Here is a 15,555-nt window from a genome sequence, read left to right as displayed (position 1 = left end):
CCGGGTGCGCCTCCGGGGGCCGGCGCGGGTCAGGCGACCGCGTCCTCGGGGGCCGCCTCGGGTGGCGTGGCCAGCACCGCCACCTCGTCCAGCGACAGTCCGAGCGTGCCGGCCAGCGCGGCGACGGTGAAGAACGCCGGCGTGGGCGCCCGGCCGGTCTCGATCTTCCGCAGCGTCTCGGCGGACAGCCCCGCCGCCGCCGCGACCTCGACCATGCTGCGCCCGCCGCGCGCCGTACGCAGCAGCGCGCCGAGCCGTTCACCACGTTCACGTTCCCAGGGGGTCAGTGGAGTTCGCACCATGCCCGTGATACTAATACCGGTAAAGAAATACCGGTAAAGAAATAACGCCTGCGGGGATGGCGGGCGCTGGGGAGGTCGTACGGATGGTGGAGATCAAGACGGATGCCGCACTCGACGCGATGCGGGTGGCCGGCCGGGTGGTCGCCGACGCGCTGGCCTCGGTGCGCGCGGCCGCCGCCCCGGGGGTGCGGCTGCTGGAGCTGGACGAGGTCGCCCGCACGGTCCTGCGCGAGGCCGGCGCCACCTCGCCGTTCCTCGGCTACCGCCCGTCCTTCGCCCCCACCCCGTTCCCGGCCGTGATCTGCGCCTCCGTCAACGACGCGATCGTGCACGGCATCCCCGACGCGTCGCGGCTGCGCGACGGCGACCTGGTGAGCATCGACTGCGGCGCCGTCGTGGACGGCTGGGCGGGCGACGCAGCCGTCAGTTTCACGGTCGGCACCGCGCGCCCCGAGGACCGGCGGCTGATGGACACCACCGAGCGGGCGCTGGCGGCGGGCATCGCGGCGGCCGTGGTCGGCGCCCGCATCGGCGATATCTCCCATGCGATCGGCAGCGTCGGGCGCGGCGCCGGCTACGGCATTCCCGAGGACTTCGGCGGTCACGGCATCGGCCGCAGGATGCATGAGGACCCGCCGGTCCCCAACGACGGCCGCCCGGGCCGGGGCCCCGTCCTGCGTCATGGCCTGGTCATCGCCATCGAGCCGATGTTCCTGTCCGGCGGCGGGGACGACTACCGCCCGGACGGCGACGGCTGGACGCTGCGCACCGTGGACGGCGGCCGCGCCGCCCACTTCGAGCACACGGTGGCGGTGACGGACGAGGGACCGCGGGTGCTGACGATGCCGTAGGGCGTGGTGCTGACCATGCCGCCGTAGGGGCGCGGCGCTGACCATCCGTAGGCGTGGCGCTGACCATGCCGTAGGGGCGTGGCGCGGCGCGGGAATACGGCAGGTGTCGGGCTGGGCTCCGTGCTCCGGTCCGGAGCGCCCGGCCCGTCGGGAATACCTCCCCGACCCGGCCCGTTGTGGCCCCGCAGGGGGCGCTCGCATCCCCTACGGGAAGCGTTCGACCCCGCCCTACGGGGCGCCTCCGGATGGCTGCCGCTGCCGCTACTTGCCGAGCGCGTCGGCGCCGGCCTTGGCGTACTGCTCGTCGAGAGCACCGCTCGGGGCGCCCGCGACGCCGATGCCCGCGATCGGGGCCCCCTCGGCCTGTACCGGCGTGCCGCCCGCCAGGAAGAGCGTGCCGGGGATGTCCTTGAGCGTGGGTGCCTGGTCGAGCCGCTTGACCAGCTCCGAGGTCGGGGCGTTCCAGGAGACCGCGGTGTACGCCTTGCGCCCGGCCGACTCGTACGACTGCGGCCCGGCGCCGTCGCCCCGCAGCTGGACGAGCGTGGTGCCGTTGCGGTCCACGACGGCGACCGAGACCGCATGGCCGCCCTTCTTCGCGGCGTCCACGGCGGCCCGGGCGGCCCGGGTGGCGGCGCCGAGCGTGAGGTGGGTGCTGGTGCGGGTGAGGCTCTCGTCGACGGTGGCGGCGGCAGTGGCGGTGGCGGTGCCGGCCTGCGCGGGGGCGGCGGTCGCGGAGACGGCGCCGAAGGTGGCCGCGCCGAGCAGGGCGAGCGCGACGGCACCGGCGGCGATACGGGCGCGCGGGGACAGCTTCTTGGCGGCCGGGGTCTTGGCGGCGGCCGGGGAGTCGGTCATCTGGGTGGTGGCGTGGTCAGTCATGTCCTCATCGTCGAGGGGACGCGGGGCGCGCGGATCGGTGGTCCGGCCGGGATCGCCGTGCATGATGGGGGATACGGGTGTCGGCCGATCGGTTGATGCGGGACCTCGCCGCGCGGGCTAGGACTACGGGGTCACCACGACGACGAGGTCACCATGACCACTGGGTCGGCATGACCACGAGGTCGCCACGACCACAGGGTCGGCATGACCACGAGGTCACCATGACCACAAGGTCACCCTGGCCACGAGGTCGCCACGGCCCCGACGAGGAGATCCACGTGCACCGCACCCCGCAGCCCCCGGCAGCGGACCCGCCGCGAGAGCCCCATCCGGACGCCCGCTGGCTGGGCCCGGTCATGCATATCGCGTTCTTCCTGCTGCTGGGCGCCTCGCTGGCCCGCTTCCTGACCCGGCACCCCGGTGAGCCCCGCACCCCCTGGATCATCGCCCTCAGCCTCGCCCTCGCCCTGCTGTACGTCCTCGGCCCGGCGCTCGGCTCCCGTACGCACGACGAGCGGCGGCCGAACGCCCGCCGGCTGCTGTGGCTGGGCGCGGTGGTGGCGACCTGGGTCGTCCTGGTCCTGCTCGCGCCGAGCTTCGCCTGGTGCGCGGTGCCGCTGTTCTACACCGGTCTGCAGACCCTGCCGGCCGGTGCGGCGTCGCTGCTGGTGGGCCTGCTCACCGCGTTCGTCGTCGCCGCCCAACTGCGGCTGTCCACCGGCTTCGACCCGAATCTGCTGCTGGCCCCGCCGGCCGTCGCCGCGCTCGCCACCGCCGTGTTCATCCATATGGAGCGGCAGGCCGAACGCCAGCGGGCGCTGATCGACGATCTGCTGCGCACCCGGCGCGAACTGGCCGCCACGGAGCGGCGCGAGGGCACCCTCGCCGAGCGGCAGCGGCTGTCGATGGAGATCCACGACACCCTCGCCCAGGGGCTGTCCAGCCAGCAGATGCTGCTGCAGGCCGCCGACCGCGTCTGGGACCTTGACGCCGCCACCGCCCGCGGCCATGTCCGTACGGCCACCGAGATCACGGCCCGCAACCTCGCCGAGGCCCGCCGCTTCGTACACGACCTCGCCCCCGCCGACCTGGCCGACGGCGCCACACTGCCCCAGGCGCTGCGCGAACTCGCCGCGCGGACGGACGAGTCGGGGCTGGGCGGCGAGTCGGGAGTGGGCCAGTCGGGGGTGGGCGGTGGGCCGGCCACCCGTGGACCGGCCGTACGGTTCCACCAGGACGGCACGCCCGCTCCGCTGCCCGACCGGGTGCAGTCCACGCTGCTGCGCATCGCCCAGGGCGCCCTGGCCAACGTCCGTGAGCACGCCGCCGCGACCACCGTCACCCTGACCCTCAGCTACCTCGGCGACCAGATCGTCCTCGACATCGCCGACGACGGCCGTGGCTTCACCCCGCCGCCGGCCCCGTACACCCCGGTCTCCCCCGCCGCCTTCGGGCGTGAACGGGGACACGGCCTGCCCGCCATGTACGCCCGGATGCGGCAGCTCGGCGGCACCCTCACCATTGAATCCGCACCGGGCGAGGGCACCGTCCTGTCCGCCGCCGTCCCCCTGGAGAACACCCCATGACCCCATCCGCCGGCGCACCCGAGCACACCCCCGTACGCGTCCTGCTCTGCGACGACCATGCCGTCGTGCGCGCCGGGCTGCTCGCCCTGCTCAGCAGCGCCCACGGCATCGAGGTCATCGGCGAGGCCGGCGACGGCGAGGAGGCGGTGGCGCTGGCCGCGGCGCTGCGCCCCGACGTGGTCCTGATGGACCTGCAGCTCGGCTCCGGTATCGACGGCATCGAGGCCACCCGCCGCATCGCCCGCGCCGGGACCGCACCCGGCTCAGCACCCGCAGCACCCGCAGCACCCGGCTCACCCTCCGTACCCGGCTCACCCGGCTCCTCCCCCGCCGGCCGCGGCGCCCCCCATGTCCTCGTGCTGACCACCTACGACACCGATGCCGACATCACCCGTGCCATCGAGGCCGGCGCCACCGGCTATCTGCTCAAGGCCGAGCGGCCGGAGGAGTTGTTCTCCGCGATCCGCGCCGCGGCCGCCGGCCGCAGCACGCTCTCGGCGCCGGTCGCCCATCGTGTCCTGGCCCAGATGCGCAGTCCGCGCCCCACCCTCACCGACCGGGAACTGGACATCCTCGGCCAGCTCGCGCGCGGGCTGAGCAACCGCGAGATCGCCCGCGCCCTCTTCATCAGCGAGGCCACGGTCAAGACGCACCTGGGGCGCATCTACGACAAGCTCGGTGTGGACACCCGCGCCGGCGCCGTCTCCGTCGCCAAGGAGCAGCGGCTGCTGCCCTGAGGCGCCGGCGGGCCCCTCCATGGCCTCACCCCCTCGGTTCCGGGCCGTCACCCCCTCGGTTCCGGGCCGTCACCCCCTTGGCTCCGGGCCGATGCGGGCGAGGGCCCGCCGCAGGGGCGTGACACCATCAAGACGTGATCGACCTCGGCTACTCCCTCTCCCGCCGCTTTCCGGACCCGCCGCAGACGGACTACCGGACCGCGGACGTGCACACGCTGCGCCACGACCTCTTCTGCGGCGACGTCTACATCGCCGACACGAAGACGGACCGCGAGCTGTCCACGGCCTGGGGCTGGGTGCCGGTCCTCGACTTCGCCTGGGCGCTCTGCGACATCGTCGAGCGGCTCGACACCGACCCCCGCGGCAACCGCTCGGCCCGCCCGATCCACGCGGAGCTGGACTTCACCGAATCCGCCGACCGGATGCTCTTCGAGCGCCGCTTCGGGTGGGTGGACATCGACGCGGACTGGATGCCGGCCGACGAGGCCCCGCTCACCTTCAACCACTCCGCGTTGCGCCGCGAGGCCCGCGACTTTCTGCACGACCTGATCGCCGACCTCACCGACATGCACGACGGTCTCGACGACAACCCCGCCATCTGGGACCTCCAGGCCCGCTTCCCCCGGGTCTGACCCCACCCCCGGCGGGCCCCTGCACCTCGGGCGGCGCATCCTGCTCGCGCGGGCCCGGCCTCACTCCACCCGTACGCCTATCTGCGCCGCGAACGCCGGCGCCAGATCCATCAGCTGGGTCGCGCTGATCACCGCGCCCGACAGCCGGTCGATGCCCCGCGCGATGTCCACCGCGGCCGCACCGCGCAGATCGACGTCCTTCATCCGCGCCTCGGAGAAGTCCACCCGCGCCAGGGTGCAGTCGTCGAACGTCACCCGCTCCAGCTCCGCCCCCGCGAAGTCCGCCTCGATCAGCACACAGCCCTCGAAGGCGACGTCCCGCAGCTTGGCGCGGCGCAGATTCGGGAAGTCGATCTTTCCGCCGCGCACCACGACCCGCTCCAGCACCGCACCGTGCAGCTGCACCCCGCCGAGCCGGGCGTCCGACACCTCCACATCGCGCAGCGAAGCCCCGGACAGGTCCGTCCCCACCCCGCGCACACCGCTCAGCACGCTGTCGATGAACCGCGCCCGGCTGAGCACCGTTTCGTCGAGTCCGCAGCGCCGCACCGCGCAGTCCATGAACCGCGCGCCGCGCGCCGACTGCCCGGCCCAGTCGGCTTCCGCGAACTCCAGCCCGTCGTAGTCCCCTTCGGCCGCCAGCTCCCCGCCGTCGTACGCCGCCAGCTCCGGCAACCGCACCTGAGGCCGCCGCACCGCCCGCACCGTCTCCTTACCGCGCCCCGCCACGCGATCACCTTCTTCCGTCCTCGCGCCGTCCGCGTTCCGTCCGCATGCCGCCCTCGCGCCGTCCGCGTTCCGCCTGCGTTCCGCGCCCGGTTCCATCCCGGCCCGTCCATCGTGGACCACCCCACTGACAGTCCGCCCTGACCTGCGAAAACAGCGAATCCCAGACCTCACGCGCGGCCCTCGGCTCAACGCATCGCGGCCAGTCGGACCGTCCCGCGGGGCGGGGGTTGACCTCAACCAGGCTTGAGGTAACAGAGTGTTGGCGTTCGCCCGCCGGGTAGGGCGAACCGTCCACGTCCCAACTGCCAAGGAGACAGCGCCATGCACGCCATACGGCTGCACGCCTTCGGCCCCGCCGAGAACCTCGCCCACGAGACCGTCGAGGACCCCGTGCCGGGCCCCGGTGAGGTCCGCGTCGCGGTGGCCGCAGCCGGCGTCCACCTCCTGGACACGGCTCTACGGGAGGGCCGGGAGGGCGGGCCCGTACCGCTGCCCCAGCTCCCGACCGTGCCCGGCCGGGAGGTCGCCGGCACGGTCGACGCGCTCGGCGAGGGCACCGACCCCGCCTGGCTCGGCCGGCGCGTCGTCGCCCATCTCGGCGCGGTCCCCGGCGGCTACGCCGAACTGGCCGTCGTGGCCGCCGACCGGCTGCACCCGATACCCGAGAACCTGACCGCGGCCCAGGCGGTCGCCATGATCGGCACCGGCCGCACCACCATGGGCATCCTGCTCTTCGCCGACCTGACCGCCGACGACATCGTCCTCGTCCCCGCGGCCGCCGGCGGTATCGGCTCACTGCTCGTCCAGTACGCCAGGAACGCCGGTGCGACGGTCATCGGGCTGGCCGGCGGCGCCATCAAGGCGGCGTGGGCCCGCGAACTCGGCGCCGACCTCGCCGTCGACTACACCGACGACGACTGGCCGTCGCTGGTCCGCGCCTTCCTCGACGAACGCGGCGCGCCCGGCGCCACCCTCGTCTTCGACTCGGTCGGCGGCGCCCCCGGACGCGCGGCCGTCGACCTCCTGGCCGAGGGCGGCCGCCATCTGGTCTTCGGCTGGTCCTCGGGCGGGCCCCTGTCCGGCGGCCCGCTGGAGTTCACGGACGGCGAGCTGGCGTCTCGGGGGATCACCTCCGAGCAGGTGCTCGGGCCGCCCATGCTGGCCCGGGCCGGCGGCGACAACCCGATCCGCACCCTGGAGACCGCCGCGCTCGCCGAGGCCGCGGCCGGTCGGCTCGTACCGGCGGTCCAGGCCTTCCCGCTGTCCGAGGCCGCGGCCGCACACCGTGCCCTGGAGACCCGCGGGACGATCGGGAAGGTGGTCCTGGTGCCGTAGTGGCGCGGCAGCCGACGCGGACCGGGCGGGCAGGCGGCGCCCGGGACCTCGGGCCCCGCGCCCTGGGGGCTTCAGCTCCGGTCCCCGGGGCCTCAGGCCCCGGGCTTCAGGCTTCAGGCCTCGAGCCTCGGGCTTCGGGTCTCAAACCCGGAGAGCCGGAACCCGGGGCCTCCTACTGCTAGTGCACCACCGCCATCTCCCGCGCCGTCTCGTTCAGCCGCCGACCGCCCGCGTCCGTGCACGTCACGATGTCCTCGATCCGCACCCCGAACCTCCCCGGCAGATAGATGCCCGGCTCGATCGAGAAGCACATCCCCGGTACGAGCGGCAGATGCTCGCCCTCCACCAGGTACGGCGGCTCATGCGTGGTCACCCCGATGCCGTGCCCGGTCCGGTGGATGAAGTACTCGCCGTACCCCGCCGCCTTGATCACCCTCCGGGCCACCCGGTCGATGTCCTGGCACGCGACGCCCGGCCGTACCGCCTCGAAGGCCGCCTGCTGCGCCTCGCGCACGATGTCGTGCACCTTGCGCTCCTCGGCGCCCGGCTCGCCTACGTGCACGGTCCGCGTCGTGTCCGAGCCGTATCCGTCCTTCAGCCCGCCGAAGTCGAGCACGACCATGTCGCCGTCCTCGATGACCCGCTCCCCCGCCTCATGGTGCGGATCGGCGCCGTTGGGGCCCGACCCGACGACCGTGAAGTCCACCTGGCTGTGCCCGTGCTCGATCAGCAGCCGCGAGAGGTCGGCGGCCACCTCCGACTCCCGACGCCCGGCGAAGCGCACCCTGAGGATCTCCTCGTACGTCGCGTCGGCGGCGGCCCCGGCCGCGGCCAGCCGCGCCACCTCGTGGGCATCCTTGACGGCACGCAGCATCGGCAGCACCTCCGTCAGCGCGGCGTACGCGCTCCCCGGAAGCGACCGCTGCAGCCCCAGCAGATGCAGCGCCCAGGTCGCGTCGGACACCCCGTAACGCCCCTGCGGCTCGATCCACTTGGCGATCTCCGCGTACGGATCCGAGCCGTCGCTCCACCCGGACACCTCCATCGCCCCGCCCCCGGTGGAACGGTCCGCGTCCGGCCGCTCCAACAGGGGCACCAGCAGCCGCGAGCGCTGCCCCGGCGCGATCACCAGGGCGGTCAGCCGCTCCGTGACCGCGGGCGGCCGGTAGCCGCACAGCCACGTCAGATCCGGCCCCGGCGTCACCACCAGCCCGGCCAGGCCCGCCTCGGCGGCGGCCTGGCCCGCCCGCTCCATACGCCGCTCGTAGTCCTCTTGGGTCATCGAAGTCACCATGCTCGTGAACTTACGCCGACGCCCGGCGGACGTCCCGTCAGAAAAGGTCGTCCCCGGGCCTCTTCACCCCTCCAGTGCCACCACAAACGCCTCTTCGGTCCCGTCCCGAGCCCACCCACCCCGGAGGCGCCCCACTCCCGGCCCCCTCCCGCCACCCGCTCCCGCCACCCGCTCCCGGCCTTCGCCGGTCATCCTTCAGGCGTCCTTCGTGCCGGGCGCGTGCGACCAGAGGGGGAGAAGGAGATCGGTCGGCGGGTCGACTACTCGCCGTGGTCACCCTGAGTACGGTTGCCCGGAGAGCAAGGAAGCCGCGCGCCACAGCGCAGTCAGCGCCACGCGGCACGGACCGCGCAGCACGGAGAAGCCAGCACGGACCGTGCAGCACGGACAGGGCAGCACGACAGGGCAGCACGACAGGGCACAGAAACAGGCCGAGGTCACCATGGCACCACCGCACCAGCCGTCTCGCCGCCGCCGGGGCGACGCGCTTTTCGTGATCATCTTCGTGGCGGTCGCGGCCCTCATCCTCGGCGGGATGCTGTGGGCCAAGAACAACGTGACCGAGATCAAGAAGTGGCGAGGCGGAAACGCCTGGTACCTCACGTACGAGGCCACGTCCTCCGGCGGCGACCCCCGGGCCGCCGCGGTGAGCTACCGACACAACCCGGACCAGCACAAGCCCGACCACAAGGACGTAACGCTGGGCCCCACCAAGCTGCCCTGGAGCACGGAGGCCCTCGTCAACACCGGCGAGGAAGCGCGCGTGGAGGTCACCCCGACCGGGAAGGGGACCGTCTCCTGCCGCATCCTGCTCGACGGCGTCCGAGTCGTCGCCACGGGCCGGTCCCCCGGCCCCGGCAAGCCCGCCGTCTGCCACGTGGTCACCAGCAGCACCCCGGAGAAGTGGCCCCGCTGACGAAGCGCCGTCAAGCCGGGGGGACCGGTGCCCTCGTTCCTCGCTCCCTCGCTCCCTCGCCCCCTTGCCTCCTCGCCCCTTGCCTCCTCGCTCCCTTGTGTCCCCGAGCCCTCGCGCCGTCAACTCCTCCCCACCGTGCGGCATCCGCCCGTGGGCCGTGCGCCACCGGCAGGCCATGCGCTGTTCACCCGCCCCTGGTGAGCTGCGAGCGTCCGGCGACAGCCGGTCGTAGACGAGGAGATTTCATGCGAAGACTGCGCCTGTCCCGCCGCCGCGCCATAACCGGCGCCGCGGTGCTGCTCGCCACCGGTGTGGCCATCCCCGCGGGAGCGGCCGCGTTCGGCCCCAAGGAGCAGGCGGCGCGCGCGATCCAGGGTGGCAAGGCGAAGAACGTCATCCTGCTGATCGGTGACGGGATGGGCGACTCGGAGATCACGCTGGCGCGGAACTACACCGTGGGCGCCGCGGGCCGGCTCCACATGGACAAGTTCCCGCTGACCGGCGCGTACACGACGTACGCGGTCGACAAGAACGGCAAGCCGGACTACGTCACCGACTCCGCGGCCAGCGGCAGCGGTTGGGCCACCGGGCACAAGACGGTCAACGGCCGTATCTCCAAGACGCCGGACACCGACAAGGCGCTGCCGACGATCCTGGAGCTGGCGCAGAAGAACGGTTACGCCACCGGGTCGGTCACCACCGCCGAACTGACCGACGCCACACCGGCCGTGCTCGCCTCCCACGTCAGCGACCGCAGCTGCCAGGGCCCGGCCGACATGGCCAAGTGCGCGGCCGACACGATCGCCGAGGGCGGCCCCGGCTCGATCGCCGAGCAGAGCGTCAACCACAAGGTGGACGTGCTGCTGGGCGGCGGGAAGCAGCGCTTCGACCAGAAGATCACCCAAGGCCCGTACAAGGGCCTGACGGTGGCGGACCAGGCGCGCAAGCTCGGCTACCAGATCGTCACCGACAAGCAGGGCCTCAAGGACGTCGAGGGCGGCAGGCCGGTCCTCGGGCTGTTCGCGCCGGGCACCGTCCCCGTCGAGTGGACCGGCAAGCCCGCGGCCGTCGGCGGCACGGACCCGCAGCGCTGCACCACCAGCAACGCGCAGCGCACCGCCGGGACCCCGGCCCTGGACGAGCAGGCCACCAAGGCGATCCAGCTGCTGGAGAACAAGCAGAAGTCGAAGCGCGGCCAGGGCCGGGACCAGGGCTTCTTCCTCCAGATCGAGGGCGCTTCGATCGACAAGCAGGACCACGCCGCCGACCCCTGCGGCCAGATCGGTGAGACCGCGGCCTTCGACCGGGCCGTGAAGGTGGCCCGCGACTACGCCGCCAAGCACCCCGACACGTTGGTGGTCACCACTGCCGACCACGGCCACTCCAGCCAGATCGTGCCGCTGGAGGCCAACCCGCCCGGCCTGTCCTCCACCCTCGTCACCGATGAGGGCGGCCGGCTGAAGGTCAACTACTCGACCAACACGCCGGGCCAGTCGCAGGAGCACACCGGCACCGAGGTGCGGATCGCCGCGCAGGGCCCGCAGGCGTACCGGGTCCTGGGCGTCACCGACCAGACCGGCCTCTTCACCACCCTCCGCAAGGCGCTGCGGCTGCGCTGACCGCTGTCGACGGATGTGGGGGGAGGGTCGGGACTCACCGACCCTCCCCTCCTCATGCCGTCATCGGGGCCGTTTGCGTCCAGGTGACCGGCAGTTCGTGGACACCGTAGATGTTCATGTCGGTCCGCAGGCGCACCTCTTCGGCGGGGACGGCGAGCTGGAGGGTGGGGAAGCGGCGCAGCAGTCCGGCGAAGCCGGCGCGCATCTCGATGCGGGCGAGCTGCTGGCCCAGGCACTGGTGGATGCCGTGGCCGAAGGACGTGTGGCCGCGGGCCTTGCGGTGGATGTCCAGGGTGTCGGGGTTTTCGAAGCGCCGTGGGTCGCGGTTGGCGGCCAGCAGTGAGACGACGACGGTCGATCCCTTGCCGATGGTTTCCCCGCCGAGTTCGAGGTCTTCGGTGGCGTAGCGGTAGAAGATGTCGGCGACGGACAGGTAGCGCATGAGTTCCTCGACGGCGTCGGGGAACAGGCCCGGGTCGGCGCGCAGTTCGGCGAGCTGCTCGGGGTGCTCCAGGAGCGCGAAGGTGCCCAGTGCCAGCATGTTGGCGGTGGTCTCGTGGCCGGCGAGCAGCAGCAGGAAGGCGATGCCGGTGAGTTCCTCGATGGTGAGGTCGTCGTGGCGGGCCAGGTCGGACAGGATGTCCTCGCCGGGGGTGGCGCGTTTGCGGGTGACCAGTTCGGCGAGGTAGCCGTTCATGGCGCCGTACGCGGCCATCTTCTCCTCGAACGCCTGGTCCTTGGCCATGAACTTGGCGGAGTGGGTCTGGAAGGTGTCGCGGTCTTCGTAGGGGACGCCGAGCAGTTCGCAGATCACCAGTGAGGGCACCGGCAGCGCGAACTCCTTGACCAGGTCGACCGGTGGGGCGAGGCGTGCCATCTCGTCCAGTTGCCGTTCGACGATGTCGCTGATGCGCTCTTCGAGCATCTTCATGCGTTTGACGGTGAAGGCGCCGGTGAGCTTGCGTCGCAGCCGGGTGTGGTCGGGCGGGTCCATGGCGACGAACAGGCCCGGGACCTGCGGGGACGGTTCGGTGATGACGGGCATGCCGGGGGTCTCGTACGGCAGGTGGAGGACGCCGAGGTCCTGGCGGGAGCTGAAGCGGGTGTCGGCCATGAGCTGGCGGACCGCGTCGTAGCCGGTGACGAGCCAGCCCTGGTGGCCGTCGGGGAAGGCCATGGGGCTGACCGGGCGGGTCTCGCGCAGCCGGGTGAGGTCACGGGGCGGGTCGAAGGGGCCCGCGTCGCGCTCCATGGGGAGGCCCTGCGGGACGGGAGCCATCTGGTTCTTCCGAGACATCGGGGTTCCTTTCGCGGCGGTTGTCGCGGCCACTCGGGGCGGTGGTTACGGCCCCTCGCGGCGGTTCGTGGCGGCCACTCGCGGCGGTAGTTGCGGCCACTCGCGGCGGTTGTTGCGGTCACGATCCCCGATGGACCTGACATACGGCTGACACGGCTCTGACACCGGCCAAGCCCCGGGCACGGCCGGGGAGATGGTGCCGCCCTGGGCCCTCCCCCGGCCCGTGGCAAAATCGTCCGGGTGCAGATCGGGATGCTCGGTTCGTTCGAGGTTCGCACGGATGACGGCGTCCTGGCCGACGTGCCGGGCGCCCGGTTGCGCGGACTGCTGACCGCCCTCGCGCTCGCACCGGGCCAGGTGGTCTCGAAGGCGGCGCTCGTCGACTGGATCTGGGGTGAGCGCCCGCCCGCCGACGCGGCGAACGCCTTGCAGCGCCTGGTCTCCCGGCTGCGGAAGGCGCTGCCGGAGGGGTCGGTCGAGGGGCAGCCCAACGGCTACCGGTTGGCGGTGGGACCCGACGCCGTCGACGCCGTGCGGTTCGAACGCCTCGTCGGCCGGGCCCGCGACGACGACGATCCGCGGCGGCTGCGCGAGGCGCTGGCGTTGTGGCGCGGTGCGGCCATGCAGGACGTCGGTGTGCAGGGCAGTGCGGCGTTCGACGCGGCGGTCACCCGGCTTGAGGCGCTGCGCCTGACTGCCATGGAGGATCGGTTCGATGCGGAGATCGGCCTCGGCCACGGCGTGAAGCTGGTGACGGAGCTGACCGACCTGGTGGCCGCGCATCCGGTGCGGGAACGGCTGGTCGCCGCGCTGATGCGTGCCCTCGTCGCGTCCGGTCGCGACAGCGAGGCGCTGCTGGTGTTTCAGCGTACGAGGGAGACCCTGGCCAACGCGCTGGGCGTCGACCCCTCGCCGGAGCTGTCGGCTCTGCATGTCGCGCTGCTACGAGGCGAGTTGGGACGGCCGGAGGAGGACCGCAGAACCAACTTGCGGGCCGAACTGACCAGCTTCGTCGGCAAGGACGCCGATGTCGCGGCGGTCCGCGCGCTGATGGCCGGGCACCGGCTCACCACCGTGATCGGGCCCGGCGGTTCGGGGAAGACCAGGCTGGCCACGGAGACCGCGCGCACGCTGCTCGACGACCTGCCGGACGGGGCCTGGGTGGTGGAGCTCGCCGCGCTCGGCGCGGACGGCGATGTGGCGCAGGCGGCGCTGGCCGGACTGGGCCTGCGCGACGCCCTGCTCGGCGGGGCACCCCACGCGGAGCTGGTGGACCGGCTCATCGCCGCGATCCGCGAGCGGGACGCCCTGCTGATCCTGGACAACTGCGAGCATGTGATCGAGTCCGCGGCGGTGTTCGCCCATCGGGTGCTCGGGGAGTGCCGGCGGCTGCGGATCCTCGCGACGAGCAGGGAGCCGCTGGGCATCACCGGTGAGGCGCTGTGGCCGGTCGCGCCGTTGGCCCTCCCCGCGCGGGACGCCGACCCCGGCCGGATCGCGTCCTCGCCGGCCGTCCGGCTGCTGCAGGACCGGGCCGGCGCGGTGCGCACGGACCTCGCGGCCGACGCCCGCACCTTGACGGCCATGGCGCGCGTCTGCCGGGCGCTGGACGGTATGCCCCTGGCGATCGAGCTCGCCGCGGCCAGATTGCGCACCATGTCCCTCGACCAGCTCGCCCATCGGCTCGACGACCGGTTCCGTCTGCTGACCGGCGGCAGCCGTACCGCGCTGCCGCGGCACCGGACGCTGCGTGCGGTGATCGACTGGAGCTGGGAACTGCTCACCGACGCCGAACGGACGGTGCTGCGCAGGCTCTCGGTGTTCTCCGGTGGTGCGAGCCTGGAAGCGGCCGAGCGGGTCTGCGCGGGCGATGCGGTCGAGGCGGGGCAGGTACTGGAGTTGCTGACCGCGCTGACCGAGAAGTCGCTGGTGCTCGCCGAGGGCGACCGGGCGCCCCGCTACCGGTCGCTCGGCACGATCAAGGAGTACGCCGGGCACCGGCTCGCGGAGGCGGGGGAGACGGATCTCGCGCGCCGTGCGCATCTGGCGTACTTCACCGAACTCGCCGAGACCGCGGAGCCGCATCTTCGCCGCGCCGAGCAGCTGGAATGGCTTGCCGCGCTCGAGGTGGAGCACGACAACATCGCCGCGGCGATGCGCGGTGCGCTGGCGGCCGGCGAGGCGCTGGGGGCGATGCGGCTCGCGGCGGCCGCCGGCTGGTACTGGTGGCTCGGCCGGCACAAGGCCGAGGGCCATGAGCTGATCATGGCGGCCATCGCCCTGCCCGGCGAGGTGGCCGACGAGATCCGGGCCGTGGTGTACGCGTTCGTCGTCATGTACGTGACCTCCGGGCTGGGTGACCAGTACCGGGCGGAGGAGTGGATCCGCAGGGCCTACGACCTCAGCCGGCGGGTGCGGGGCCGTCACCCGGCGCTGGGGTTCGTCGCCCCGCTGGAACGGATGCTGCGGGCGCCGGACGCGTCCCTGCCCGCGTTCGAGGCGCTGCTCACCGACGAGGATCCCTGGGTACGTGCCCTTGCCCGGCTGCACCTCGGCAAGATGCGGATCATGCTCGGTCACGGCGGCCGGGAGGCGGACGCGTATCTCCAGGCGGCGCTCGCCGAGTTCCGCGCGCTCGGCGAGCGGTGGGGGATGTCGTTCGCCCTGACCGAGCTGGCGAATCGCATCGCCATGCGCGGCGAGTTCGCCGGTGCGTGCGCGTACTACGACCAGGCGATCGCGGTCGTCACCGAGGTCGGTGCCGTCGAGGACGTGGCGCCGATGCGGTCGCGGCAGGCCCAGTTGTACTGGCTGCTGGGCGACGAGGAGTCCAGCGCGGCCGCGATGGCCGAGGCGCAGCGGTCCGCGGAACGGGCCGCCTGGCCGAATGCGCTGGCCGAACTGGCCCTGGCCAAGGCGGCGCTCGCGCGCTGGAGCGGCGACGCCGAGCAGGCGCACCGGCAACTCGACGCCGTGACGGCGATACTGGGCGACGACGCCGAGCGGGCCAACGTCCGCGCGGGGATCCAGGACCTGCTCGGCTACCTGGCCGAGGATCTCGACGAGGCCCGCGCACACCGCCTCGCGGCCTTCCATGCGGCGTCCGAGGCGGGGCACGCGCCCCTGATCGCGCAGGTGCTCGTCGGCATCGCGGACCTGGCGCTGCGTGGCGGACACCACGAGCAGGCCGCACGGCTACTGGCGGCGAGCGCCGGTGTACGCGGCCTGCCGGACCGTTCCCAACCGGATGTGGCCCGCATCGAGCGTGCCGCGCGACATGGCCTCGGCGACGCCCGGTTCACCGAGGCCACGCGGGAGGGCGCGCGCACGGGGTGGCGCGCGGTGGCGGCGGCCGCCCTCGCTCGGTGAAGGGGC

The 15,555-nt window shown here is 73.2% G+C and carries 13 protein-coding genes; 8 read left to right on the top strand and 5 right to left on the bottom strand.

The annotated features are described in order from the left end of the window. Nucleotides 1-29 precede the first annotated feature (29 nt). Nucleotides 30-302, bottom strand: a complete 273-nt coding sequence (locus ACZ5XZ_RS13425; protein ID WP_468977298.1) for a helix-turn-helix domain-containing protein — start codon at nucleotides 300-302, stop codon at nucleotides 30-32. A gap of 83 nt (nucleotides 303-385) precedes the next feature. On the opposite strand from ACZ5XZ_RS13425, the gene map reads away from it, so the two are divergent. Next, entirely contained in the window at nucleotides 386-1,153 is a 768-nt protein-coding gene (gene map / locus ACZ5XZ_RS13420) for a type I methionyl aminopeptidase (RefSeq protein ID WP_468977485.1), read from the top strand. A gap of 261 nt (nucleotides 1,154-1,414) precedes the next feature. On the opposite strand, the gene ACZ5XZ_RS13415 is transcribed toward map, so the two are convergent. Beyond that, on the bottom strand, nucleotides 1,415-2,011 hold the full coding sequence (locus tag ACZ5XZ_RS13415; RefSeq protein ID WP_468977483.1) for a GlcG/HbpS family heme-binding protein: 597 nt from the start codon (nucleotides 2,009-2,011) through the stop codon (nucleotides 1,415-1,417). A 380-nt stretch (nucleotides 2,012-2,391) separates the two neighbouring features. Between ACZ5XZ_RS13415 and ACZ5XZ_RS13410 the strand changes: the two genes are divergently transcribed. The 3 genes from ACZ5XZ_RS13410 to ACZ5XZ_RS13400 all read left to right on the top strand — a co-directional run bounded on the left by ACZ5XZ_RS13410 (nucleotide 2,392) and on the right by ACZ5XZ_RS13400 (nucleotide 4,990). Continuing rightward, entirely contained in the window at nucleotides 2,392-3,621 is a 1,230-nt protein-coding gene (locus ACZ5XZ_RS13410) for a sensor histidine kinase (protein WP_468977481.1), read from the top strand. Further along, a complete protein-coding gene (locus ACZ5XZ_RS13405) occupies nucleotides 3,618-4,358 on the top strand; it encodes a response regulator (RefSeq protein WP_468977296.1) in 741 nt (246 codons plus the stop codon). Before ACZ5XZ_RS13410 ends, ACZ5XZ_RS13405 begins: the two co-directional genes overlap by 4 nt. 134 nt (nucleotides 4,359-4,492) lie before the next feature. Next, nucleotides 4,493-4,990 (top strand): hypothetical protein, encoded by a 498-nt coding sequence (locus ACZ5XZ_RS13400; RefSeq protein WP_468977294.1) that lies wholly within the window; start codon nucleotides 4,493-4,495, stop codon nucleotides 4,988-4,990. Between the two features lie 60 nt (nucleotides 4,991-5,050). On the opposite strand, the gene ACZ5XZ_RS13395 is transcribed toward ACZ5XZ_RS13400, so the two are convergent. Then, nucleotides 5,051-5,695, bottom strand: coding sequence for a pentapeptide repeat-containing protein (locus tag ACZ5XZ_RS13395; RefSeq protein ID WP_468977479.1), 645 nt, complete (start codon nucleotides 5,693-5,695; stop codon nucleotides 5,051-5,053). Between the two features lie 345 nt (nucleotides 5,696-6,040). On the opposite strand from ACZ5XZ_RS13395, the gene ACZ5XZ_RS13390 reads away from it, so the two are divergent. Then, nucleotides 6,041-7,054, top strand: a complete 1,014-nt coding sequence (locus ACZ5XZ_RS13390) for a zinc-binding dehydrogenase (RefSeq protein ID WP_468977293.1) — start codon at nucleotides 6,041-6,043, stop codon at nucleotides 7,052-7,054. A gap of 178 nt (nucleotides 7,055-7,232) precedes the next feature. Here the strand turns inward: ACZ5XZ_RS13390 and ACZ5XZ_RS13385 are convergent, their stop codons facing one another. Beyond that, nucleotides 7,233-8,336 (bottom strand): M24 family metallopeptidase, encoded by a 1,104-nt coding sequence (locus ACZ5XZ_RS13385; RefSeq protein ID WP_468977290.1) that lies wholly within the window; start codon nucleotides 8,334-8,336, stop codon nucleotides 7,233-7,235. 505 nt (nucleotides 8,337-8,841) lie between these two features. Here ACZ5XZ_RS13385 and ACZ5XZ_RS13380 point away from each other — a divergent pair. Together ACZ5XZ_RS13380 and ACZ5XZ_RS13375 are read left to right on the top strand one after the other, a co-directional pair. After that, a complete protein-coding gene (locus tag ACZ5XZ_RS13380; RefSeq protein WP_468977288.1) occupies nucleotides 8,842-9,264 on the top strand; it encodes a hypothetical protein in 423 nt (140 codons plus the stop codon). Nucleotides 9,265-9,509: 245 nt separating this feature from the next. After that, a complete protein-coding gene (locus ACZ5XZ_RS13375) occupies nucleotides 9,510-10,883 on the top strand; it encodes an alkaline phosphatase (RefSeq protein WP_468977285.1) in 1,374 nt (457 codons plus the stop codon). A 52-nt stretch (nucleotides 10,884-10,935) separates the two neighbouring features. Here the strand turns inward: ACZ5XZ_RS13375 and ACZ5XZ_RS13370 are convergent, their stop codons facing one another. Beyond that, nucleotides 10,936-12,180, bottom strand: a complete 1,245-nt coding sequence (locus tag ACZ5XZ_RS13370; protein ID WP_468977284.1) for a cytochrome P450 — start codon at nucleotides 12,178-12,180, stop codon at nucleotides 10,936-10,938. 240 nt (nucleotides 12,181-12,420) lie between these two features. Between ACZ5XZ_RS13370 and ACZ5XZ_RS13365 the strand changes: the two genes are divergently transcribed. After that, a complete protein-coding gene (locus ACZ5XZ_RS13365) occupies nucleotides 12,421-15,549 on the top strand; it encodes an AfsR/SARP family transcriptional regulator (RefSeq protein ID WP_468977282.1) in 3,129 nt (1,042 codons plus the stop codon). Nucleotides 15,550-15,555 lie beyond the last annotated feature (6 nt).

It is taken from the genome of Streptomyces sp. NPDC033270, from assembly GCF_055576575.1.
Note: the sequence above shows the minus strand (reverse complement) of the source record. Positions and strands in the feature narration are given on the sequence as shown.